Origin of the sequence: Agathobaculum ammoniilyticum, from assembly GCF_025567315.1 — a bacterium.
GTDB lineage: Bacteria > Bacillota > Clostridia > Oscillospirales > Butyricicoccaceae > Agathobaculum > Agathobaculum ammoniilyticum.
This window is the reverse complement of record NZ_JAOQJE010000005.1, coordinates 168,849-192,705: the sequence shown is the minus strand read 5'-3', so window position 1 is coordinate 192,705 and position 23,857 is coordinate 168,849. Positions and strand designations below refer to the sequence as shown.

Genomic DNA, 23,857 nt, shown 5'->3' with positions numbered 1-23,857 from the left:
CTCCTTTCCGCAGCCCGCGCCGTGCGGGGGGCCCGCCCACTCTCAGTTGATATTGACCATCAGGCCCTTGACGGTCGTGTTGCCGCTGGCCGTCAGCTCAAGCGTGCCGTTCGACTTGACCGCGGCCTGCGAGCCGCCCTCGAGCGTCAGCCCGGCAGAGGCCTTGGCCTCGATGTTCGCGCCCTGCACAGCTACCTTGCTCTCGCCCTTGGCCGTGATGTTGCCGGCCTCCTCTATCGTGAGCGCGGCCTTCCCCGCAGACAGCTCGATCTTTTTCGCCGCCTGTAGGGTGATACCGCCTTCCTTCAGGTCCATCAGCAGAGCGTTTTGGCTCTCCTTGTCCCGTAGTTCGACCTTCTGCGCCTCGTCGTCCAGCACCAGCGTCGCGCCCGAGGGCATGGTCAGCGTGACCTTGTGCTTTTCCTCCTCATCGTGCATCAGCAGTTCAATTCCGGAGGGGGTACGCAGCGCGTAGTCCTGCACCTTTCCGTCCGCGATGGTGTACGGTGGCTTGACCTCGGTCGTCCACAGCCGTCCGATCACAACCGGCCGGTGTGGATCCCCGTCCAGATAATCCAGCAGAACCAGGTCGTCCACCCGTGGGAACCAGAAAAAGCCGTACTCCATGCCGCCCGCCGCCGCCGTCACATAGCACCAGTCGGTTTCCTCGGTGTTTTCCGATCCGACCGGCAGGCATTTAACACGGTTGAATTTCTCCGGATCGGTCACATTGGTCACCTTGGCGAGTGTCGGCCCGCGGCGGTCCATTTCCCGCCGCAGCCCCGCGCCGCTTTCCCGAAAGAGCGAATCCAACTGTTCCACTATGCTCATTTGGTTTTCGCTCCTTTCACCTCAAACGTGGTGGAATACCCCTCGCTGTCAAACCGGTGCTTGACGCGGCTGATAAAATAGCCGCCGTTCGTGCTGCTGTCCAGCCCGTCGATCTCGATATACCGGCCTGGGATAAGCTCGGGGATGCCGATGCACGCCCCCTCGCCCGATACCAGCCCCATCGCAATGCTGTTAAGCCGGTTCTGGGCTATCAGCTCGCACTCCTCCTGGGTGCGGGCGTATTCGCTGTATTCGCGCAGCACGGCCGACTGCAGGGCGGGCGCCAGCTTTGCCGCGGACTGCTCCGCCGCGCCGCCGATCGTGACCGTATCCGCCGTACCCTTGATAGGCTTCTGGTTGACGTCCCGTCCCCAAACCTCGACCCTGCCGACCTGATGCGCCAGCGAAACGCGTTTGGTAAAGCTGCGCAGACCCGCGCCCACCGCCAGCTTGATCAGCGGCTTGGTGTCCGACGCCACGTCGTCAAAAATCAGTTCCCCGTCCACGGCAAACAGACTCGCCCCGTACCGCTGTGCCAGCAGGTTCAAAAAGCGCCAGTCGTCGATCTGCTCCTTGATGATGGGCGTTTTCAGCTTCTGGAAACCGGAGAGCAGCCCGACCGTCGCTCTTTTGGCATAGCCCTTGGCCACGCTTTTGCCCAAAATGTCCTCCACCAGGTTTTTGGCCTGCTGCTGGCCCGCGTACAGCGGCTCGCGCATACTCATCAGGTACCCCAGGCCGTCGATGCCGGTGATCTCAATGCGCGGCCCTTCGTTGCCGTTATACACAAAGGAATACTCGTCGATATAGCCGTAAAAGATCTCCTCCATCTTGACATAGCCGCCCCTGACGGCCAGTTTGGCTCCGGCCTTGACCGACTTGTCAAAGTCGTTCTTCCACTTGCTCGCTTCGGCCTTGTACTGGCTGTCCACGGTGAAAGAGCAGCCGCCCGCGCTTCCGTCCGCGTTCAGCTCCACCTCAAGGTTGAGGATAGGGATCTCGCGGCTGGAATAGGTAGTGCTGCCGATGGTGACCTCCAGGGCGGGCGTTATGAAATTGACGTATTTCTGCTGAAGCGCCTCGTAGGTATAGGTCGCTTTGTCCAAAGCCGTCCGCCTCCTTCCGTCCCTCAGTCGATCGCCGGCAGGACCAGCCGCTCGCCCGAGCGCAGCCTGCGCGGGTTGGCCAGGCCGTTGGCCGACGCGATCGTGCGCCACTGCTCGGGCTGCCCGTATTCCTTGACCGCCATCGCCCACAGGGAGTCCCCCTGCACGACCGTGCGGTACTTGGTGGTGTCCGGCGATTCAAACGGGTGCATTTTTGCGTCTTCCAGCAGGTTGGTCACCTGATGGAACACGCATTCCATCGTCGCCCGCACCGGCATGCCTTTTTCGTTGAATTTGGTAAAGGTCTGCGTACACTGCGCCAAGTATCCGTAAAACTGCAGCGACGACCATTCCAGCTTGAGCGGCGGGATGGAATGGATGGAGGTATCAAAGCGCATCAGGTTGTAGATTTCCTGGGTGTAATCGCGCACGTCAAGCATCTTCGCCGCGGAGGGCAGCAGGCTGTTGCCGGCAAACTTGGCCTTGTCGATCGGCGAGCCGCCCACCTCCGCCCCGGCGGACATGGTATCGAAAAACAACGTAAAGCTCAGCGTTTCGGAGTCGCCAGACGGCACCTGCGATTCCTGCCCGTTCGCGCCGAACGCGTTTTCCTTGGTCATGTTCACGCTGCGCGACTGCACATATTGCTCCGGATTATAGAGTACGGTGATTTTTTTCCCCTTTTCATCGCCTGCTGTCACTGTGATCGTCATTTTTTCCAACGGCATCAGGATATTGGGGTTAGGTACGCCAACGAACATCGTCCGGCTCCTTTCTGCTTATTTTCCGCTGCGCCGCAGCTCGCGCCGCAGCCGCTCCTCGATCATGCGGTACACCTTGTCCGCCGCGCGGCGCAGCTCGCTGTCGCTCAGGCGGGCGGGGGCTGCAGGACGCTGCATTTCCAGCTGCCGGTTCTCTCGGAATATGACCGGCGCGGCTTTCGGCATCGCGCCCGGCGCGGTCCATTCGATCTGCCCCGGCTGCGTCCCCGCCGTCTGCTGCTGCGCCGCTGAAAAGCGGTGCGTGTTCTGGCTGTCCGCGCGGGGCGGCTGCTGCAGGAAGCGCTGCGCCCATTCGGGCAGCGCGCCGGTCTGGGGCGGCGTTTCACGACCCGTTTTCTGCTCCACCGCCTGTATGGGCAGGTAGGACAGCTCGTTTCCGTCCGCCGCCGCGGACTGGACAGACGCAGCCTGCGGCTGTACCAAGGCGTTGGACAGCGGCGCCATCAGGCGCGCCGCCGCGATCTGATTCGCCGGCAGCGTCCGCACCAGCGTGGTCTGTAGCGGCTGTATAGGATGTGCCGGCAGGCGGCTCGCCAGATGGCGCAGTACTGTGCGCGGCCGTTCCACCGTCCGCCCCTGCCTGTGCGCGGCTGTCCTGCGTGACGCGGCCTGCGCCGCGGCCGGCAGCGCCGCTCTCTCAGCCCTGTACATCAGATTGGTATCCGTCTGCAAAACGCCCTCCGCGCCGCCCGTGACAGGTCGCGCAGACCGCCGTTCCTCCGCTTTGCCGCGTCCGTCCGGTATCTGGAAAGGCTCGGCTGCTTCCGCCAGTACGGTATGGGACGCCGCCGTTATATTATTCCGTCCCTCCGTGCGCGCGGCGCGGGTGGATGCGACGGCGGTCCATTCTCCGTCCGCCTCTGCCGATTCCCATACCGTCTGCGCCCGTTCCTTCCGCCATGTCAGCGGCTCAGGCAGATCCATCTCTGTTATTGGCGCCGGCCGCAGGATGTCAGGCACGGCCTGCGGCGATTTCCCGCCGACCGCTTGTGGTACCGCCTGCGCCGGCCATTCTGCTGTGCGGTTGCTCGACGGTACGGCGGTATTCGCGCCGGCAGGCTTGCGCCCGACGGCTGACGACTCGGCCCGACGGTCTTTTCCGGCTTCCTGTCCAGCTGTCTGTTCGTCTAACGCGAAACGCGCTTCCCTCTGCTTTGCCGCCTGCTGTCCCGACCGGATATGCGGTTTTTCCGGATCTGCCGCAGCTTTCCGATAGAGCAGCGGCTCCGCAGGAAGCGCCGCCGCTTCTGTCGACGTGTCAGGCGTGTGCTGAGCTGCCCTTGCCCGCGGCGTACTGTCCTGTCCCGTGAAATCAGTTTCAGAAGTCGTCTGTGCTTCCCCTGTCTGCATTTCAGGGGGCTGGGCCTTCTCCAGTATCGCAATCTCTGCCGCCTGTTGCGCGACCCACGTCTCTGTTTCCGACTGGGGCGGCGCATCCCTTCCCTGTGATGGGTGCGCGGCGGGAACGGCCATGCTGTGCGGTTCATCCCCTCCGCGCGCAAAACGCCCGTCATCCGTTCCCCGCGAAAGCAGGGGACGTTCCCGTCCCTCTACGCGGTGCAGCAGCGCTTCCTGCGGCAGAGCCGCCTGCGGCGCTTCTGCGCCCGGCAGGGCCTTTTCGGCCGCGGTCAGGTCATGGGCTGCGTATCCTGCCAGCATTGTTTGCAGCGCCGCCACGTCGGATTTCCCTGTCTGGGCCGATCCCCTGTCCGTTTTGAGCGCTTTCCGGCCGGCATCCGGTTCGCCGCGAGCGGCGGTCCGGTTATCTGCATCTGCCGTCGGACCAGCCTGCGCCGGCCTTGCATCCTTTTCTCCAGAAAACACTTCGTATTTCCGTTGCCCCTGCGCTTCGGCGCAGTGCAGCAGCGCTTCCGGCGGCAGAGCCGCCGCGTCGGATTGCACTGCCTGAGCCGCGACCGTACCCGCTTTGAACGGCCTTGCGTCCGACAGAATATCCGCGCCGTCTGCCGCGCGGTGCAGACCCGCGTTTTGCGGCGATGCTGCAGCGGATTGTTCCGTCTGGGCCGCTGCCGTATCCGTTTGACGTGCCGCGCGGGCGGTATCCACAGCGGAATCCGGCTTACCGGATTCCGCAGCTACCCGGCTTTCCTTACGTACCACGCCCGTCCGCGCCGGCTTGCTGTCCATTTTTTCGGACAACGCCGTATGATCCCGTTCTTCTGTGCCACCGCCCGCACCGTTTTCTTCCCGCTGCACCGACCGCCGCACGGCCTGTTCGACCGCGCGGTCCAGCCGCTGCACCATCCGGCGCACAGCGCCGCCCGTCTCCTGCGCGGCGGCATGCGGATGGGTCAGCGTCTGCTCTTGTGCAAGCACGCCGCTCGGGATCGCTTCGGCTTCCGCCTGCTCCAGCGCGCGCTGTCTACGTAAGCGGAGCTGGTCCGGCAGCAGGATGCTCCCGCCGAGGGGCTGTCCTTTCTCCGCGCCCCTTACCCCTTTGGAGGCGGTAAAGCCCGGATGCTCTGCCTGCCAGCGGGGCGACCAACCTTCCCCTGCTGGGGCGGCTGTGCTCCACGAAACCGGCGTGAGCGGGGTAATCGCCCATCCGGTCTGTCCGTACGCTGCGGTCTGCCGCGCGCGGCCCGCCCCTGCACGGCGCGCCTGCCGCACTGCTGCGGCGGCCTGCATGCCGATGGGCGCGCGGAACGGCTTTCCGGCGGCGGCCGTGCGGCCCGCCTGCGGCGTATCTGTCAATTTACCCTCCGGTCGCGCGGCCTGCCGCGCGTTTTCCGCAGCCGCAACCGCCTGAACGGCAACAGCCAGCGACCTCTCCCGCGTGGACAGGAGGGTATCCGCCGCGTGCGTCTGTGCGGCTCCTGCCGCCCTGTGCCGTGCCGCGCGCGTTTCCTCCCGCGGCAGCTCAAGCCGCACGTTTACATGCGCCTGCGCGGGCGCGGCCTCGCTGACGCGACGCTCGAGCAGGTAGACCCGTTCCAAAATACGCGCCACCGCCTGCGCCTGCCGTTTATCCGCCTGCCGCCGCTCCTTCTTGAGCGTTTCCAGCACAACCTTGAGGTCTACGTCCAGATGCAGCTCCCGCTCCGGCGCATGGGCGAGGACAGGCTCGCCCTCCTCCAGCAGCGCGAGCGGCTCCTCGCGGTACAGTCCGGTCTGCCAGGCGCTGCGGGTGCGGATCTCGTCACCGAACGCAAGCGACAACAGCCCAAATAGAGACAGGCCCAGCCTGTCCCTTTTCGCTACCGCCATATCCGTTTTTGTTACGGCAATTGAATCCATCAGCAGCACCCATTGTATATCAGTTCAATCCGGCTGACCGCCAGCGCGGCCTGGTTGCTGTCCAGCGACGGCCCCACATACTTCTGCAGGTACGCGCCCACGATCGACCAGGTGCGCTGGGGCGTACCGAAGCTGTCCTTGAGGATGACCGTCCCCGCCAGCGGGATGGACATGCCCAGGTTGCACATGTTCATCAGCAGCGAGACCGAGTCCACGCTGGTCACCGTACCCTGCTCGAGTACGAGCACCTGCGGCTTGTTCTGCTTGAAAAAGAACCGCGGGTAATTCAGCCCGCCTTCGTTGAAAATCTCATACTCGACCTCCATATCCAGGCCGGATACCGAGGTGAACTTCCCTTCCAGCACAGCGCCTGTACCAATCAGCATCACCTCAAAATAAGCGCCCGACAAATACGCCATGCCGCAGTACACCTCCTTGCTGGGCGGTTTGGTCATATCATCCCGACTGGGGTGGCTCGTGCGTGATGCGCTCCATGCCGGTGATGGCAAAGGTAAGGCTTTCCGAAAGCACCTCGCTGCGCCCGCCGTCCATCGGCGTCAGCTCGTAGCCGATGGGCAGCGCGTCCCTGAGCGACCAGGTCACGCCGCGGTTGCCCTTGTCGTCCAGCGCCACGATGTTGAGCGTGCGCCGCAGCCCCGCGCCCTTCGGCCCTGCCTCCGGCCCTGCGGCCGCGGAGAAAAGCCAGTCCAGAAAGTCGTTATCCCCCACCACGCCCTTGGTCAGCGTGACCGGCTCAAAGCGCGTCAGCACAGGGATATAGTCCTGCACGCCACGGTTGTCGTTACCCGAGCGCGCCTGCACGGTGTCAACCGTCATTTTCACGCCGGAAAAATGCGTGAACGCCGCCACGGCCACGCCGCCGCTCTCCACCTCCACCAGGAAGCGGAAAGCCTTAAAGGGTTCTTGATAGGTGATGCCCATCTTGCTTTCCCTCCCTGCTTTCAGCGGAATTCAAAGGTATTCTGCTCGGTATTACTGAGCTTTTTGTTCACAGCCGAGACCTCCCTGCACCACCGGCGGCGTTCCAGATGGTTCAGGCGCATGACCTCGTCTCGGGACCAGTGCAGGTAGTACGACAGGAACGTCATCTCCTGATATATGCGCTCCTGCGGGTACAGCACCAGTCCTAGCTCAACAAAAAATCCAGCGGCACCTCAACCGCTTGGTTGCAGTGCGGGCAGGTCACCTTGTAAACCGGCAGCTCGGACATATTGATGCGCTGGTACAGATCCTGCAGATAGGCGAGATCCATGGTGAACAGGTTCTCGATCACCCGCGTGTTGATGCTGCTGAGCGTACCCAGCCGCGTGATGACGCGCGAGAGCAGGATGATGGTTAGGTAGCCGGAATTCTGCTGCACGCGTGGGTCGCGCAGGGGCAGGATCTCGTCCGCCGCAGTCGCCAGGCGCATGGTGCCGCGCCGGTGTACGTCGCCGTTCTGGTCCACATAGCCGCGCGGCAGTTCAAACTCAAATTCAGTCTCCATGTAGCTTCTCCTTTCGCTTCAAAGGGGTCGGAAGTGCACGGGCGCTTGACGGGAAGCGGCCTCCCGTGCGCTTCCGGCCGCCCCGGCGGAAAGCCGGGGCGCAGGCCGAAAACAGAGCGCTGCTATCAGATCGTGGAGGGCTCGCCCGCTACGCCGCCCGGCGTGTGCTCGAGGCCCTCATGGCACAACTCGAGCGACTGGATGGCGACCTCGCCGCCCATGCCGTTCAGGTCGGGCACGGTGTAGCCCACCGGCCACGCGTTGATCAGGTTCCAGGACGGGCCGGGGTTGCCCGCGTCGTCGATCAGAGTGATAGTCACGTTGTGGCGTATCATGCCGGTCGGGGGCGCGGTGTTGGTCGGCGCGACCGCGTATACCCAGTCGAGGAAGTCGGAATCGTCGGACACGCCCCAGCGCAGGGTGACGTTGCCGAACTTGGTCAGGCCCGCGAGCTTGCGCGGGGTGTTGCGCAGGTCGTCGCCCTCGCGGTATTCGACCGCATCGACCGAGGAGCTCATGCCCGAAACCTCGGAAAAGCCCGCGCGGCTGATGCCGTCGATCTCGACCTGGTATCGGAATACTCTATATGGATAGTTGATTGCCATTTATGTTCGTCCTTTCTGCCAACAGTGGGCTTTATTTATTCGCCGGTCGCGGTCTTCTGCGTGATGCGGAAGATCACGAATTCAGCGGGCTTGACCGGCGCGATACCGATCTGGCAGATCAGGCGGCCGTTGTCGATATCATCCTGCGTCATGGTTGTCGGGCCGCACTCTACGAAGAACGCCTGCTCCGGACTGGAGCCGGCCAGCGCGCCGTCGCGCCAGCAGGTCGCAAGGAAGGTCTCGATCGTGCGGGTCACGCGGCTCCACAGCGTTTCGCTGTTGGGCTCGAATACCACCCAGTTGGTGTTCGCCTTGATCGACTCCTCGATGAAGATGAACAGGCGGCGCACGTTGAGGTACTTCCACAGCCCGTTCGAGCTGATCGTGCGCGCCCCCCATACGCGGATGCCCTGGCCGGGCAGCGCGCGGATCAGGTTGACACCGATCGGATTGAGGATATCCTGCTCACCCACGTTGTAATTGCAGGACAGGCCAGTGCAGCCGCGGACGACCTCGTTCGCAGGGGCCTTATGCACGCCGCGGCTGTTGTCGCTGCGGGCGTAGACGCCTGCCATCGCGCCGGAGGGCGGGAAGTAATCCGCGCGTTTGGCGCCCGCGTCAAACATCTGCAGCCATGGATGGTACATCGCTGCGTAGGTCGAGTCGTACATATCGCGGAAGGTAGCCACGTCGTTCGTCTTTTTCAGGTCCATCGGCACGTCGAGGATGGCAAAGCAGCTCTTGCGGTTCTCGCAGAAGCTGATCAGCGCCGCCTGTACCTCGGGCGCGGTCACGCCGGGGATCGCCAGCACGGATACCACGCCGTTCTCCTGGAACGCCTGCAGGCCGGTGCGGCGGCCCGGGCCGTCGTCCGCACCGATGTACGCGTCCGGTGTGACGCTCTGTACCGATCCGTCGCTGCCGCCCTGTAGGGTCAGCACCATTTCGTCCCCCGCGCCGCCGCATAGCTCATACGGCGTGATGCCGGCCGCCTTGGCTGGCACTGCGGACGCTTCCTTTTTCTCCTTGCCCTCTTCCTTGGCCGCCGGCGCGGGCGCCGCCGCCTTGACCGGCACGATCTCCACGCGGATCAGGTCGCTCTTGGCGGTCTTGACCGGCGCATAGTTAAGCGCCTCGGGCTTGAGGGACAGGTTTTCAAAGACCTCCACCGTATCGTCCAGGCGGGCGGTGATGGTGATTTCGCAGGTACGGATGTACTTGTCCGTGCCGACCTTGGTATCCGCCACGGCCAGCGCGCAAGGCGCGTCCAGGGTGACGACCCTGTCGAGCACGCTCTTGATGGTCGCGTAGGCGGCGGTCTTGCCGTCGAACAGTTCGACCACGTCTCCGGTATTGAACCCGTCCGCGTTCTTGAGCGTCAGGTCCGCACCGCTCGCCGCGAGCACCTGGGTCTTGGCCTTGCTGGAGGCCGCGACAGTCACGCGCATCTTTTCCGCCCAGGCGCCCGGGTTAGCCGCAGTGATGCGCAGCGCGCCGGTCGTCAGGGCAGCAGCTTTTGCGTCGCCCGGCACGGCGCGCATGATGTAGGCGCGCGCGCCGCCGTTCATGAAGAACTGCTCGACCGCATAAGGCAGATAGCGTGCGTCGCCATAGCCCGCCTTGCTCAGATAGCCGCCGTATATGCGCGTGTAGTCGGCAAAGCTGGTAACCAGCTGCGGCTGGCCGATCGTAGGGCCGCGCTCCGCCAGGCCGACAAAACCCGCCGTGCTGGTGCTGACGCCCTGCATCGGGGTCGCACCCGAGTCATACTCCTCCACATACACACCTGGGGATAAATATTCTGCCATGTTTTTGCTTCACGCCATTGTAGTTGGCTGGGGGCCGGTCGTGAAGCTCCCCTCCTTTCTAAATTGTACTGGGTCTGCTTCTATTATTTTCGCGGACGTTTGAGAAATAAACCAGGCCTCGGGTCGCCCGGTTTATTTCTCAAACCCGATCCCGCACAAAAAACGGTCAGCCGCGGCAGGCGTTCTGGAACGCGCCCCAATAGCGCGCCATCACCGCCGCGCTGTATTCGAGCGCCTCTGCCAGCCGCTCGCGCGCGCTGTAAGGGTCGCCCAAGTCGGCGCGGATGCGGAAAACCGGTGTTTCACCCTGCAGGAACATCGCGCCGCGCGTCAGCGCGCCGTTCGCTTCGCCACAGGCTTCGAGCGCCGCCGCCCATTCGCGCGCGGCCATAGGATAACGGCTGTAGATCAACACCTCGCCCCGCCTGCACCGGCAGGCAAGCTCCCACACCATCACGCCCTCGCGAAAACGGAAGCGCGTCCATACGCCGCTCTGCTCCCACGGCACGCCGCTGTCGCGCAGCAGCGCTTCCAGCAGCCTGCGGCATTCATCCTCCTGCAAAGGAGACACCTCCCTGTCCGGCCAGCCCGTCGGGCGCGGCCGGTGCGGCCTGCACCGCGGGCAGCGCCGCCCAGTCGGGTGGAGCGGACGCCGCGGCGGGCGCCGTTTTGATATCCTTGGGCGCTGTCCGCACCGCGTCGGGCGGCGGTAGCGCCGTGACCGGCTCGATCCGTCTGTCCTGTCCCGCCAGCAGGGCGAGCAGAGCGCTGTTGCCCATCTGTGCGGAGAGCGCCAGCACCATCGCGGCGGGCAGGCGCGTCAGCGGCACGCCTGCCTGCACGGCCTCCAGCGCGATTCGCAGAGTCTGCTGTTCGCTTTGCGCCGCGCGGCGGCGCTGCTTGTCCTCCCGCACCTGCTGGGAATGGTGCGCCGACGTTCTGGCGGCGTTCTGTTCATTCTGCTGCATGGCCGTCCTCCCCGTCCTGCGGTGGCCTGGGCGCGCTGCCGTTCGGCTGATCCGGTGGCTCGGGCGGCGTTTCGGCCTGTTCGACCGCCTGTACCAACTCGTCGGTAAAGCTGGGGGCTTCAAATAAGGTAAGGGCTTCGGTCGCGCGGTCCGCGATCAGCCGCAGCTTGTTGATAAATTCGTTGCGCATCTGTGCTTTTTTGCCGATCATCGCCTGCACGCGCACATAGGCGTTTTGCAATAACTGCCGCTCCCCGTCGTCGCCGCTCTCGCGCAGGCGGGCGCTGTACTGCCCTGCCAGCGCGCGTTCGCGGCTGTCGTCCAGGAACGGGTACATCCTGCGCAGCGCCTGTGCGCCGCCGCCCGCGCCCATATCGCTTTTTCCGGCCGCGAGGTCGGCCATGGATTCCACCATCTGCCGTGCGTCCGCGAGCGTATCGACCACCAAGCCGACCGCGCTGTCCGCAAAGCCGCGGTTGAACACCACGCTGTCCGGCCCGTGTCCGGGGATGACGCGCTGCTGCGAGCCGCCCTCGAACAGGCGGCGCTGCTGCTCCCTGACCGGCTGGGACTGCCCGACCGTACGCTTCAGGCAGGAAACCAGCATCATCTTGCCCGTCCCCGCCATCACCGCGCCGGCCAGCGTGCCGCGCTGGAACGCCGTTTCGGAAAAACGTCGCACCATGTCCTGGTTATCCGACCAGCGCATCTGATACAGGTCTTTAGCGTTGGTCGGGTTGGGCTTCTGCGCGTCCCGCACTGGTCCGGTTTGCTGTTCCGCCCACTGCGGCGGCTGCGCGGCCTGCTCCGTGCGGGTAAAACCGCCGGCGCTCTCCCCAGCCAGCGCCGCCGCGTGGCGGCGGCCAATCTCGTCAAAGGTCTGCCGGAAGTCTTCGGTAATATGGTACAGCGGGTCGCGGTGGGAGAAAAACTCGCTGCCCGCCGCCCAGGCGAGCTGGCGGCGCGTGTCTTTCTCCGTAACCGGCGGCACGGCCGCCTGCGCCTGCCTGCGTTTTACCCAAGCGTGCTGCAAGACCAGCCCTCCCCGTACTTTTCCTCAAAACCGTTCCAGCGCCAGGCGCATGCTGCGCGCCACGTGGCGGAACTCCACCGGCCGCAGGATAAAATCCGCAAAATGCAGGTGCAGCCCCTGTATGGCATACTGCGTGGTATCGTCCATCAGGATGATACGGCAGGCGCGGTCGCGTTCCTGCAGCGCGCGGGCGGCCAAAAAGCCCGTACTGCTGCCGAAACCGATATAGGCGATCTGTATTGCCCCAGGCGCCTGTCGGGACAGCTCCTGCGGCGTGCTGATGCACACCACGGCCGCTGGCAGGCTGCGCAGCCTGCAATACTGTTCGATCCATTCGCACAGCCGGGCCTGTTCCTCCGCCTGTGCGGTGCATACCGCCAGCTTCATTGATGCACGCCCCCACCAGTTGTCGTCTGATATCCTGACCTGTTTTGCGCAGGCTCCCGCCTCCGCTGTTTTGATTGTACCTGAAAAGAAATCCGGTTTTAAGCGATTGCGCACAAACGGCCCGAAAGTGTAACAACATGCAAACCGCCCGTAGATTCCGCTATGCTATAATGACAATAGCATGATACGCCGTTCGGCACGTTTCGACCGTTCCCGCACCGTGCCATGCCACGCGGCGGGAGTACCGCCGCATGAGACCCCATCGACCGAGAAAAGGGTGACGTTTATGCAAACCTATCAGAAGAAAGCCAAGCCTTCCGCTTGCACCGTGCCGCGCAGCCGCCCCGCGGCCGCCCACGCGCCGCAGCAGTCCCCCCTGCGCGGGATGAGCGACCTGTCTCCGGTCGAGCATGCCGGACGGCCGGTTGACCTGCCCGCGGCGATCCAGTCCAAAATGGAGAGCGCTTTCGGCGCGGACCTGTCCGGCGTCAAGCTGTATGAGAGCCAGGCGGTCGCGGATGCGGGTGCGGACGCGCTGGCGCAGGGCAGCCACATCGCCTTTGCGCCCGGCCAGCTCGACCTGGTTTCCATGCGCGGGCAGGCGCTGCTCGGACATGAGCTGAGCCACGTTGTTAGCCAGGCGCGTGGCGAGGTGCGCGGCTCCGGCCTGCTGGAAAACCATGCGCTCGAAGCCCGCGCCGACCGCGAGGGCATGATGGCGGCCATGGGCCAGAGCATCTATCCTGGCGCCACAGCAAGCCCCGGTGCGTCAGCCGCAGTCGCTGCGGCAGGGGCCACAGGACCAGTGCAGGCGCGGCGCAGGCGCAAACGGCAGGATCCTGTCGTTTACGGCCCTGAAAACCGCCCCTCCGCGACCGACCGCCGGCTGGGCGCAAACGACATCGAGGGGGACTCTCTGGGTGGCAACGCGCTGGATGCCGGTCTCGCGGCGACTGACCAATTCAACGAATTCAGCTCGACCGTGGAAACCCTTGCCTCCCAGCGGGATAACGGCAGCTATGTGCTTGGCAGGTTCGGTGCAAAAGCGGGTGCTGTCAATGACAGCGATTTTATGGGGCATGCCGCAGCGATCGGCAGTATAATCGGCACGACGAAAAACACGGTCGATACGGCCAAGGATATCAAGGATACCATCACCGACCAGAATGCAGGGACAGCAGAAAAAGCAGCGTCGCTTACCAGCAGCGTCGCCTCCTGGGGTTCGGACGCGCTCGGCACAGCCAAAAACCTGACCGGTCAGATCATCCAGAACGAGGCGGTAAAAGAGGCCGTCGGCAGCCAGCTCGAAGCGCACGGCAGCTACTTCCAGATGATCGCCGGCACGGCGAATGCGGCAAAGGCCACAATCCACGGCCACGAGGCCACCGGCGACCGCCTGGCCGCCGAGCGGGCGGGCCGCATACTCGCCTCGGATTCCTCGCAGCGCGCCGCTTCCGGCGACGCGGAAAAGATCAAAAACGATAAGCTGCTGCGCAGCATGGCGACCAACGCCCGCAACGCCGCCAAGGTCCGCAAGGCGGAAAGCGTGCAGGAGGGCGTGAACGCCGGCATGGACATCGTCAACGGCGGGCTCGGCCTGATTCCCGGCGTCGGCAATCTTGCTGCGATGGGTGGCTCTGCCGTGAAGACGGTTGTCAACACTGGGATGGAGGCCCATGTGGATCAAAAGCGTAAGGAAGCACGCGAAAAGAACCTGGATAACCTGTCGCTGCGCGCATCGCTGGAGAAAAAGCTCGGCATGCGCGACGACCTGCCGGAAAAGAAAAAGAACGAGATCCGCCACCGCGCCAAGCATATCGCCAACCAGATCACCTCGGGAGAGCGCGGTGCGACGACCAACAAGGTTGCAGGCATGCACAAAACGCAAAATGATGTGACGGCCCTTAACCAGCTATCCTCCCAAGATAACGAGGAAGGTCAGCGCGCCCGCAAAATCGTTAACATCATGGGGATCGGCACCAATTCCAAGGGCGAGATGCTCGATACCGATGCGGCTTCCGCACAGGTCAACGCGGACTTTGCGCGGGGCGGCTCCGTGGAGGAGCAGATCGGCGCGGCCGACGCACACCAGTTTGAAAAGGAACATACCGTTCAGGCTGAACTCAAGCGGCAGCAGGCATCCGCCGAGGCAAAAAAGCAGAAAAAGGCGGCTAAACTGGCAAAAAAGGAGCAAAAAAAAGCCGCACTCGAACACTTTAACAGTCTGTCTGAGGAGAACCGGCAGAACATCCGCGCGGCCAACAAGCGCCGCAAGGAGGAGAAAAAGAATCTGATTAAGGACAAGGGCATCAAGTGGTATGAGTTTCAAAAGAAAAAAGAAGCCCGGCTGGAATACGACATCGCGCACCGCGTAGGCGATGAATACGGCGGACACGACACCTCCGAAAAGGAAGCCCAGCTCAATGAGCTGCGCGAGCAGCGCGCAGCCAGGCAGGCCGGCAAGGAAAATAAAAAACAGTTAAAAGCCGCCCGCAAGGAAGCCCGCAAGGAGGATAAGGCTTACCAGAACCAGCGCGACGAACAGCGCAAGCTGGCCGGTATCAAGTGGTACGAGTTCAAAAAGAAAAAGGAATTCAACAATGAATACGACTACGCCACGGGTACCAAGGAGCGTCCGGACGCCAACGCGCCCGAGGGCAGTGCAACCGCGAATGCCAATAAGCCCTGGTACAAGCGTGCAGGCGATCACATAAAGAACAAATGGTATTCCATGCGCCGTAAGCATCAGCGCGCCCGCGACAGCTTTGTCAATGAAGAGGAGGACTTCAAGCAGCTCAGCGGCTGGCGCAAGGCAAAGCTGATTGTGCAAAACCCGCTAGCCTTTCTGAAATCCAAAACTCAAAAGGGCCGCGCGGCAACCGCCAAACGCAACGCCGAGGCCGCGGCGGACAGTCAGATGCTGGAGCAGCTCATGAATAACCCTGATTCTGTCGGTGAGGACGGCTCGGTTTCGCTGCCGCACAATTCCAATGTATCTGCGGACGCGCTGCAAGCCGCCAAGGCCAACCTGAAGCCAGTGGACGCCTCCCAGCTCTCCACCAGCAACAAGCGCCGCCGCATCACCAGCGGAACGCACGCGATCGATGAGATCCGGCAGGCGCGGGAGCAGGCTGAAAGCAGCGCCGCCCCTGAACAGGCGCCGCCGGAGGCGGCTCCCTCCGACGCATCCGAGCAGTATGACCCGCATATGATGTCTGTTTCCGCTAAGGTGAAGCGGTACAACACACCGGACGGCGTGAAAGCGCCGGTCCGCGAGGAGGAACTTGCGCCCTGGTACCGCAAAAAGGCCAAAAAATAAGCAGGCGGGGCGCTTATCCCGTGATACCGCGCCCTCCTGCGTGCAAACCATGCTATAATAGCACCACCCTCATACCGAAAGGACCTGACTTATGGAACGATCCAAACAGATCATGGATGCGCTCGAAGCGCTGCTGCGCGAGCAGGGCTTTGATGTCCAGCCGGACGGCCGTCTGGACGAACATCCCGGCGTCAACATGCTGATCCCATTGCAGGAGGACGGCACCGAACTGGTATTTGCCGAGCTGCACTTCATCACAGGCCCGCAGGGCTTTGATGTGATTCAGCTCTACACCACGCTGGTGGGCGAGCTGCAGCCGCAGGCCGCGGCCGAGACCGCCAAAGCCATCGCCGTGTGGAATCAGGATCTTCTGCTCGGCGCTTTCGCTTTGCGGGATGACAGACAGCTCTACCACCGCTACTGCCTGACCGTGCCGCGTTCGCTCGCCCCCGGGCAGGCGGCGGCGCTGGCGCTGGACGCGTTTTCGTTCATCCTTGGCCAGATCGCCGAGTACCACGGGGACGCGCTGCTGCTCGCCTCCGGCACCACCTTTGAAGCGCTATGCGCGATGGACTGACCGCGCGCACGCAGGCATGAAAAAGGGAACGGCCCTGCCGGACCGTTCCCCCTCTATCTTTCCCATTCAGAACATACCGGCCGCGCCGCCGTTTTTCCAGTTGCGCAGGAACAGCCAGTCCATGAATTTCCGGCGCGTCGCCGCCGCGTCCGAGGAGCCGATCGGCACCAGGTCGCCGTTATCCATCACAAAATCTCGTTTTTCCATGCGCAAGATGTGTCGCTGGTTGACCAGAAAGCTCCTGTGGCAGCGCAGAAAGCTTTCGCTTGCGATCTCCTCCTCCAGCGCGTTCATGCCGCGCGGGGTCTGGACTACGCGCCCGGCGGTGTGGATAAACGAAGTGTGCCGCCTGATCTCTATGTATAAAATATCCCGCAGCAAAATTTCTATTTCGTCCCATTCCGAGCGCACGTTGATCGTACGGAAATATTCCCGCTTTTCCTGTAGGCACCAGTCCAGCGCCGCGTCCAGATCCCGCTGGGCCACCGGCTTGACCAGATAGTCCGAAGCCTGCAGCTCATAGCTGGCGATACCGTGCTCCACGCTGGTGGTGACGAACAGCAGGGCGCATTCGCTGTCCTGCGCGCGCAGACGGCGGGCGGCCTCCATCCCGTCCGGACCATCCATATAAATATCCATCAGGATGATGTCCCACCGGCCCGGCCGGAACAGGTCGAGGAATGCCGCGCCGCTTTCCAACAGCTCGATCTCCCACGCTACGCCCTTGCGGCGGCCGTAGTTTTTCAGCAGACGCGCCATCTGCAGGCGCTCTTCTTCCAGGTCGTCGCATATGGCGACCGATATCCGCATGTTATCCCTCCTCCGCGCCGCGCGCCCGCCGGTAAACGGCCAGCGCCTCCTGCACCTGCCGGAGCCTGCCGCGCGCGACCGATATCACCCTGTCGTTGCACATGATAAGCTCCCCGCCGGACACCCGTCGGACCGCCCCCAGATGCACCACAAAGCTTTTCTGCACCCGCAGGAAGGGCGGCTGTGGCAGCGACTCCTCCAGCGCGGACAGCGCGCAGTTCACCTGTAGCGCTCCGCCGGCACGGTAGAGGACGCTGCTGCGTCCGGCCGCCTCGGCATAGAACAACTGATACAGCGGGATATGCACGCGCCTGTGCTGCGCGGGAAGGTCGAGCCAGCCCAGCCCTTTCTGCCAAAAGCTGAAGCAGCGTTCCATCGCGGCGTCCAGTCCGCTGTAGGTAACCGGCTTAGGCACAAGCGCGTTCGGATGGCACTGGTATACGTCGATCGCCGTGCGGTCGTCCTCAGCCAGCAACACCAAGCCGCAGTCCGGATACGCCGCGCGCACCGCCTGCAGGCAGGCAATATCCTGCCGGGCAAGCCCTGCGCTGTCCACCAGGAGCAGCGCGCACCCGTCCGCATCCAAGGCGGCGGGCGCCCCGCTTTCCATCGCGAGCTGCAGCTCGACGCAGATTTCCTCCGCCCAGGCGCGCAGGAACGCGCTGACCCTTTGGGCGGTCTTCTCTTCATTCGTATAAACGGCAAATCGTACCATTTTCCCCATGCCGCATTCAACCCCGCTGTTTTTGGTTTTCCCCCTGTTGGGTTTATCTTACCACAGTTTGCACGCGAAGTGGCGATTTCTGTCGTGAACAGGAATTTTTTCTTGTTCCGCGCCCGCACGGCATGCCCAAGGAGAAACGCACATGAATTTTTTAGCGATCGACGACGACCCCCTGTGTCTGGACGACCTCCGTCTCACTTTGGCGGAAGCCGCCCCCGACTGCTGCTGCGCCTGCTTTTCTTCCCCTGCACAGGCGCTGGCGTATGCCCAAACCCATCCGATCGACGCCGCTTTTCTGGATATTGAGATGGGCGATGTGAGCGGGCTGGCGCTGGCCAAGCAGCTCAAGGACCTGCAGCCTGACCTGCACGTCATTTTCGTGACCGGCTATGAAAAATATGCGGTATCCGCCTTTGCCCTGCACGCCAGCGGCTATCTGCTCAAGCCGGTGGATACAGACGAGCTGAAGCGGGAACTGACCTTTTTATACGGCGATATCCCCGCCCCGCATGCCATACGGGTGCAGACCTTCGGCGGGTTTGAGGTATGGGTGAACGGCGCCCCCCTCGCATTCAGCCGCGCCAAGGCCAAGGAACTGTTCGCCTGCCTGATCGACCGCCGCGGCGCGGGGCTGACCACACGGGAGGCGTGCAGCCTGCTGTGGGAGGACGGCGTTTACAATATCGCGCGCAAAAACTATTTCCAGACCATTGTACACGACCTGCGCAGCACGCTCAGGCAGGCCGGCATCGAGCATATCCTGGTCAAAAGCCACAACAGCATCTCTGTCCGCGCCGACGAGTTCGACTGCGACAGCTACCGCTTTCTCGATGGGGAGCCGCAGGCGGTCAACAGCTACCGCCACAACTATCTGCCGAGCTATAGCTGGGCGGAATTTTCCGTAGGCAAAATGGAAGGCCTGTGATTGGCCCGTTGTCCTTTTGTTGTCCTTATCGGAGTATACTGTAAACTGACAAAGGAGGTAAACGCCATGGATATCCCCGCCGCGGTCCGCGGCTCGCCCGTTCCGTTGTGCATGCATGCCAACTCGCCTGTCCGGCAGCGCGGTGGGCGGCCATCCCCGCGGAAAGCAGCCCGCACCATCACGCTGCGCAGCTGCGGTGAAGCGCAGGTGCTTCCTGTCGAACAGATCGTGTACGCGGAGGTGTTCGACCACGAGCTGCATATCCATACCGCAGACGGCAGCACCTATTGCGGCAGGGGACATCTTTCCGCGCTGGAGCAGCGGCTTTCCAGCTGCGATTTTCTGCGCTGCCACCGGAGCTATCTGGTACACCTGCCCTATGTCGCCGGACTGCGCCGGTACCGGATCACCCTGTCCGGCGGCGCAGCGCTCCCCGTAAGCAAGCAAAATTACCTGCTGATCCAACGGGCGCTTGCCGCCTACCGGCTGCGGGCAGGCCGCCCCCATCCCTGACAGATACCATTTGGAAAAGGAGTTATATCATTATGAACATCAGCAAAAGCACCGAAAACGGCCAGACCGTCCTCAAGCTGAATGGGCGCCTGGACACCACCACCGCTCCGGATTTCCAGGATACCCTGCTCGGTGAGATCAAGACCGGCAAGAGCATCCTGCTGGACTTTTCCGAGCTGGCCTACGTCAGCAGCGCTGGACTGCGCTCCCTGCTCACCGGACAGAAGGCGGTCGCCGCGGGCGGCCAGACGATGACCCTGCGCCATGTTTCGGACGAGATCATGGAGGTGTTCGATATGACCGGCTTTTCCGATATCCTGACAATTGAATCCGCCTGACAGCACGCATGCTGTCGGGCTTACTGGCGGCTGTCTGCATCTACGGACAGCCGTTCCGCTATCCGAGTATCGAAAGATTGGAGATTTGGCATCTATGGACATCCACCACAACCGCATCCCATTGACCCGACCGCAGCATCAGATCTGGCTTGCAAGCGAAAGCTGTCCGGACAAGGCGCTGTATACCGAATCCGTACTGCTGACCTTTGACAACGCCCCCGCCCCCGCGCAGCTTGACCGCGCGCTCAACCGCCTGGTGCAGACGACCGAAACCCTCCGCCTCCGCGTGACGCGCGGCAAGGACGGGCCGCTACAGTACGACGCGGGCTACACGCCTTTCGCCTGCCGCGTGATCCCACTTTCCGGCGAGGAGGAGCTTACCGCCGTATTCAATGAGCAGTCGCGCTACTGCTTTGACCTGTACGACAGCGCGCTGTTCAACGCGGTCATCTACACCCTGCCCGGCAAAACCGCGCTGCTGCTGCGCGTACACCATATTGTGGCGGACAGTTACGCCATGGCGGCTGTGTACAGCCGCCTGCTGGCGATTTGCGCTGGCGAGGATCCCCAGCCGTTCGTCTCCTTCCTGTCCCGCGCGGCGGCGGCCGGCGCGGATGTGGAAGAGGAGCGCTTGGCAGACCGCGGCTTCTGGCAGGATTACCTCAGCGGGGCCGAGACCGGCCGACTGCCCCATCCCATGCCCGACCAGTCCGGCCACCGGCTCGTGTGGTCGTCGCACACGGTCGGGAAGGAACGCTCCGACCGGTTGCGCGCCTTTGCCGCGCAGCAGAACGTTACGCCATACTGCATATTTTTCGCCGCGTATGCGGTCTATCTGTCGCGCATGCTGGGTACGGAGGATGTCGTCATCATCACCCCCCGCCTCAACCGCGGCACGGATGAAGACCGTAATGCCGCGGGCATGTACACGCTCGCGGTTCCAGTGCGCCTGCATATCGCGCCGGACGCCAGCTTTGCCGCGCTGTGTCAGGAGGTGCAGGCGCAGAACCGGCTGGCGGCGGCACACAAGGGCTACGGCCTGTCCGAAATCATGGGCGACCTGTCCCGCACGGGCATGGCGGGCGCGCTGTCGCACTTTACTCTATCCTACCAAAACTTTACCCTGCCGCTGCACGGGCTTCCCGTGCGGTGCGCGATGCACTTCGGCGGCGCTATGACCAACCTGCTCACCCTGCACGTCCTTGACTGGAGCGGCATGGGCGATTACCAATTCCGGCTCGACTACCGCGCCTCTTATTACACACCGCATGAGATCACACAGATCGCGCAAATGCTGCGCGCCATTCTCGATCAAGGCATGGGGGACTGCACCCTGCCCTGCCGCTCCATCGAGCTGCTGACCGACGAGGACAAATTCTGCCAGCGCGCGCTGCTCTCCGGTCCAGTGCTGCCGGTTGACCCGAACGATACCATCATCACCCGCTTCCGCGCGCAGGCGGCGCTTCATCCGGACCGGCGCGCCCTGTCCGGCAAAGGCCCCAGCTACACCTTCCGCGAGCTGGACGAGGCCTCTGACCGTGTCGCGCGCAACCTGATCGCCGCCGGTGTGCAGCCGCAGTCCTATGTGGCGTTCCTGCTGCCGCGCACCACTGCGCTGCCCGTGATGCTGCTGGGTATTCTCAAGGCGGGCGCGGCCTATGTGCCGATCGACTGCTCCTATCCCGAAGAACGCATCCGCTTTATCCTGTCGGACAGTAAGGCCGGCCTGCTGGTCACGGAGGCGGACATCACGGGCGCCGGCTGTCCGGTTATTGCGCCCAGCCCGCTGTTTGACCCGCCGCAGCAGCCGGACGCACCGCTGCCCGCGGTCGGCCAAGACTGGCTGTGCTATATCATCTATACCTCGGGTACGACCGGCAAGCCCAAGGGCGTCATGATCGAGCACCGCGGCATCGTCAACTTCATGCAGCCGGACAACAATGAATTCAACCGCGATATCTGCGCGAACGGCAAAGGCATCGTGGCGGTCGGCTCGGTCTGCTTTGATATTTCCATGTTCGAGCTGTTCTCCACCCTGCTCAACGGCATACCCGTCGTATTCGCGGACGAGGAGGGGATGAACAATCCGGATGCGCTCGCGCAGTACATAACGGAGAACGGCGCCAACATCCTGCACTGCACGCCCTCCCGCCTGCTCGCCTATCTGGAGGAGCCCTCGTTCCGCGAGGCCATGCGCAGCGTGGATATCGTGCTCGCGGCCGGCGAGGCCTTTACCCAGCCCCTGCTGGACGCGCTGCACAGGGCCACCCCCGCGCGCCTGTATAACGGCTACGGCCCGACCGAAATCACCATCGGCGCGACGGTCGGCCGCATTCGGGAGCGTATCACCATCGGCTCGACCATCGCCGGGGCGCGCATCTACCTGCTGGATAAGGACCGCCGCATCGTACCGCCCGGCGCAACCGGCGAGATCGCCGTGGCGGGCTACGGCGTGGCGCGCGGCTATCTCGGCCGTCCCGACCTGACCGCGGAACGCTTCATCGAGCTGCGCGACGGTCCGATCAACGATCGGGTATACCTCACCGGCGACTATGGCTATGCCCTGCCCAACGGCAGCCTCGCCTACTGCGGCCGCAACGACGAACAGGTCAAGCTGCGCGGGCTGCGCATCGAGCTGAAGGAGGTCGAGCGCTGCATCGAGTCCTTCCCCTGCATCCGCCAGTGCGCCGCGCTCGTCCGCACGATCGACGGGCGGGAGCACCTCTGCTGCTTCTACTCCGCCGCCGAACCCTGCGATGTGGACGAGCTGAAGCAATACGCCGGCGGCTTCCTGACACGCTACATGGTACCCGACCTGTTCGTGTATCTGCCCGATCTGCCGCATACCTCAAACGGCAAGATCGACAAGCGTGCGCTGGCCAATCAGGCGATCCATGTGGAGCGCACCTACATCCCGCCGCGCAACGCGCGTGAGCGGACCATGTGCCGCATCTTTTCGCAGGTGCTGAACCTGCCCGAAGAAGAGATCGGCGCGACCGACAGCTTCTTCGATTTGGGCGGCACCTCGCTGCAGGCGGCACAGATCGTGCTGCTGGCCAAGCATGAGGGCTTCGAGCTGGAATACGGCCGGGTGTTTGACCATCCCACCGTGCGCGATCTGGTACAGTGCTGCGATCTAGACGGCGGCGACCTGCCCGAGCCTGTCCTTTCGGAAGCGGGCAGCCTGCCCTGCACCCAGCAGGAAGCAGCTCTCCTGCGCGACGCGCTTTGCCGCAACCGCAATTACCGCAAAGGCCTGCACCCGCTCGGCACCGTGCTGCTCACCGGCGCGACCGGCTTTCTCGGCATCCATGTGCTGTACGAGCTGCTCACTACAGGCTATAACAAGATCTACTGTATGGTGCGCCCCAAAAACAACCTGACGCCGGAAAAGCGTCTCAAGGGCTCGCTTTTCTACTATTTCGAAAACAACTTTGCCGAAGCCTTTGGCCACCGTCTGTTCGCGGTGGACGGCGACCTGATGCGCGAGAATATCGCCAGCCTGCCGGACGGCGTCAAGATCGACACGGTCATCCACTGCGCGGCGGACGTCAGCCACTTCGGCGTCGGCAACCGCATCCGCCAGACCAATGTGGACGGCGTGCGCAACGTGATCGCGTTCTGCAAACAGCATGACGCCGCGCTCATCCACATCTCCACGCTCAGCGTGGGCGGCTTTATCGAGCGTGAAATGGCCGAGATCGGCGTATCCCTCAGCGAGCAACGCCTGTGGGTGCGGCAAGACCTGTCCAACGACTACCTGGAAAGCAAATTCACGGCCGAAAAGCTCATCCTGCTCGAAACCGCGAACGGCCTGCGCGCCAAGATCATGCGCGTGGGCAACCTGCAGGGGCGCATCACGGACGGCGAGTTCCAAATGAACCGCGCCACCAACGGCTTTACCAAGCTGCTGCAGTCCATCGTCCGCACCGGACTCTGCCCGCAGTCCATGGCGTGCAGCTGGATCAATTTCTCTCCGGTGGACGCGGTCGCCCGCGCAATCTGCCGTCTGGCGGGCAGCGCGGAGGAATACACCGTGTTCCATATCTTCGACAGCAATGACCTGCCGGTCAGCAAACTGCTCACGCACATTTCCGCGCTTGGCTATCCGGTTCGCGCGGTGGACGACAGGGAGTTCGACGAATTCATGCTGCACGCCGCCGAGGACCCTGCGTTCAACGGCGCGCTGGACGGCTTCCTGACCCGCGTGACCGGCGGTCGCCATCTGATCGAAACGCCCTGCGAAAGCGGCTTCTCCATCCGCGCGCTCGAGCAGGAGGGGTTCCTCTGGCCCGAGATCTCGGACGAATACCTATCCGCATATCTGACCGGACTAGATACACTGGGCGCGTTCCAGTAAAAATCC

Annotated in this window: 22 protein-coding genes; 6 read left to right on the top strand and 16 right to left on the bottom strand. The window is 63.3% G+C overall.

What is annotated here, in order from left to right:
* Positions 1-42: 42 nt before the first annotated feature.
* From OCV66_RS07625 to OCV66_RS07560, 14 genes are all read right to left on the bottom strand, one after another.
* Positions 43-831 (bottom strand): phage baseplate assembly protein V, encoded by a 789-nt coding sequence (locus OCV66_RS07625; RefSeq protein WP_054326482.1) that lies wholly within the window; start codon positions 829-831, stop codon positions 43-45.
* Positions 828-1,937, bottom strand: a complete 1,110-nt coding sequence (locus OCV66_RS07620; RefSeq protein WP_147574058.1) for a phage late control D family protein — start codon at positions 1,935-1,937, stop codon at positions 828-830. The genes OCV66_RS07625 and OCV66_RS07620 overlap by 4 nt, the downstream gene beginning before the upstream one ends.
* A 23-nt stretch (positions 1,938-1,960) precedes the next feature.
* Positions 1,961-2,698: a CIS tube protein gene (locus tag OCV66_RS07615; RefSeq protein WP_054326480.1), complete on the bottom strand. Its 738-nt coding sequence runs from the start codon at positions 2,696-2,698 to the stop codon at positions 1,961-1,963.
* An 18-nt stretch (positions 2,699-2,716) separates the two neighbouring features.
* On the bottom strand, positions 2,717-5,977 hold the full coding sequence (locus tag OCV66_RS07610; RefSeq protein ID WP_147574057.1) for a hypothetical protein: 3,261 nt from the start codon (positions 5,975-5,977) through the stop codon (positions 2,717-2,719).
* Positions 5,977-6,396, bottom strand: coding sequence for a phage tail protein (locus OCV66_RS07605; RefSeq protein ID WP_262564140.1), 420 nt, complete (start codon positions 6,394-6,396; stop codon positions 5,977-5,979). The genes OCV66_RS07610 and OCV66_RS07605 overlap by 1 nt, the downstream gene beginning before the upstream one ends.
* A gap of 37 nt (positions 6,397-6,433) precedes the next feature.
* On the bottom strand, positions 6,434-6,919 hold the full coding sequence (locus tag OCV66_RS07600; protein WP_147574056.1) for a phage tail protein: 486 nt from the start codon (positions 6,917-6,919) through the stop codon (positions 6,434-6,436).
* Between the two features lie 20 nt (positions 6,920-6,939).
* Positions 6,940-7,119, bottom strand: a complete 180-nt coding sequence (locus OCV66_RS07595) for a DUF6760 family protein (RefSeq protein WP_054326475.1) — start codon at positions 7,117-7,119, stop codon at positions 6,940-6,942.
* 5 nt (positions 7,120-7,124) lie between these two features.
* Positions 7,125-7,484 carry a hypothetical protein gene (locus tag OCV66_RS07590; RefSeq protein WP_107631780.1) on the bottom strand — a complete coding sequence of 120 codons (360 nt, stop codon included), beginning with the start codon at positions 7,482-7,484 and terminating at the stop codon, positions 7,125-7,127.
* 125 nt (positions 7,485-7,609) lie between these two features.
* Positions 7,610-8,089, bottom strand: coding sequence for a phage tail protein (locus tag OCV66_RS07585; RefSeq protein ID WP_054326473.1), 480 nt, complete (start codon positions 8,087-8,089; stop codon positions 7,610-7,612).
* Positions 8,090-8,124: 35 nt separating this feature from the next.
* On the bottom strand, positions 8,125-9,897 hold the full coding sequence (locus OCV66_RS07580; RefSeq protein WP_147574055.1) for a phage tail sheath subtilisin-like domain-containing protein: 1,773 nt from the start codon (positions 9,895-9,897) through the stop codon (positions 8,125-8,127).
* A 166-nt stretch (positions 9,898-10,063) separates the two neighbouring features.
* The gene (locus OCV66_RS07575) at positions 10,064-10,459 is read right to left on the bottom strand and encodes a hypothetical protein (RefSeq protein WP_107631778.1); all 396 of its coding nucleotides are present in this window, start codon (positions 10,457-10,459) and stop codon (positions 10,064-10,066) included.
* The gene (locus OCV66_RS07570; protein ID WP_054326471.1) at positions 10,446-10,865 is read right to left on the bottom strand and encodes a hypothetical protein; all 420 of its coding nucleotides are present in this window, start codon (positions 10,863-10,865) and stop codon (positions 10,446-10,448) included. Before OCV66_RS07570 ends, OCV66_RS07575 begins: the two co-directional genes overlap by 14 nt.
* Positions 10,852-11,898: a hypothetical protein gene (locus tag OCV66_RS07565; protein WP_054326470.1), complete on the bottom strand. Its 1,047-nt coding sequence runs from the start codon at positions 11,896-11,898 to the stop codon at positions 10,852-10,854. The genes OCV66_RS07570 and OCV66_RS07565 overlap by 14 nt, the downstream gene beginning before the upstream one ends.
* 24 nt (positions 11,899-11,922) lie before the next feature.
* A complete protein-coding gene (locus OCV66_RS07560) occupies positions 11,923-12,285 on the bottom strand; it encodes a response regulator (RefSeq protein WP_107631776.1) in 363 nt (120 codons plus the stop codon).
* Between the two features lie 286 nt (positions 12,286-12,571).
* Here OCV66_RS07560 and OCV66_RS07555 point away from each other — a divergent pair, with 286 nt between their 5' ends.
* Complete coding sequence (locus OCV66_RS07555; RefSeq protein ID WP_262564133.1) at positions 12,572-15,604, top strand: eCIS core domain-containing protein; 3,033 nt, start codon at positions 12,572-12,574, stop codon at positions 15,602-15,604.
* A 91-nt stretch (positions 15,605-15,695) separates the two neighbouring features.
* A complete protein-coding gene (locus OCV66_RS07550; protein ID WP_054326464.1) occupies positions 15,696-16,181 on the top strand; it encodes a hypothetical protein in 486 nt (161 codons plus the stop codon).
* A gap of 66 nt (positions 16,182-16,247) precedes the next feature.
* Here OCV66_RS07550 and OCV66_RS07545 read toward each other — a convergent pair whose 3' ends face one another.
* The gene (locus OCV66_RS07545; RefSeq protein ID WP_147574053.1) at positions 16,248-16,991 is read right to left on the bottom strand and encodes a LytR/AlgR family response regulator transcription factor; all 744 of its coding nucleotides are present in this window, start codon (positions 16,989-16,991) and stop codon (positions 16,248-16,250) included.
* A 1-nt stretch (position 16,992) separates the two neighbouring features.
* Positions 16,993-17,706 (bottom strand): LytR/AlgR family response regulator transcription factor, encoded by a 714-nt coding sequence (locus OCV66_RS07540; protein WP_186949874.1) that lies wholly within the window; start codon positions 17,704-17,706, stop codon positions 16,993-16,995.
* A gap of 151 nt (positions 17,707-17,857) precedes the next feature.
* Here OCV66_RS07540 and OCV66_RS07535 point away from each other — a divergent pair, with 151 nt between their 5' ends.
* The 4 genes from OCV66_RS07535 to OCV66_RS07520 all read left to right on the top strand — a co-directional run bounded on the left by OCV66_RS07535 (position 17,858) and on the right by OCV66_RS07520 (position 23,851).
* Positions 17,858-18,640, top strand: coding sequence for a response regulator (locus OCV66_RS07535; protein WP_054326461.1), 783 nt, complete (start codon positions 17,858-17,860; stop codon positions 18,638-18,640).
* Positions 18,641-18,706: 66 nt separating this feature from the next.
* Positions 18,707-19,153 (top strand): LytR/AlgR family response regulator transcription factor, encoded by a 447-nt coding sequence (locus tag OCV66_RS07530; protein WP_054326460.1) that lies wholly within the window; start codon positions 18,707-18,709, stop codon positions 19,151-19,153.
* 32 nt (positions 19,154-19,185) lie between these two features.
* Positions 19,186-19,491, top strand: coding sequence for an STAS domain-containing protein (locus OCV66_RS07525; RefSeq protein ID WP_054326459.1), 306 nt, complete (start codon positions 19,186-19,188; stop codon positions 19,489-19,491).
* A 94-nt stretch (positions 19,492-19,585) separates the two neighbouring features.
* Positions 19,586-23,851: a non-ribosomal peptide synthetase gene (locus tag OCV66_RS07520; protein WP_147574052.1), complete on the top strand. Its 4,266-nt coding sequence runs from the start codon at positions 19,586-19,588 to the stop codon at positions 23,849-23,851.
* Positions 23,852-23,857 lie beyond the last annotated feature (6 nt).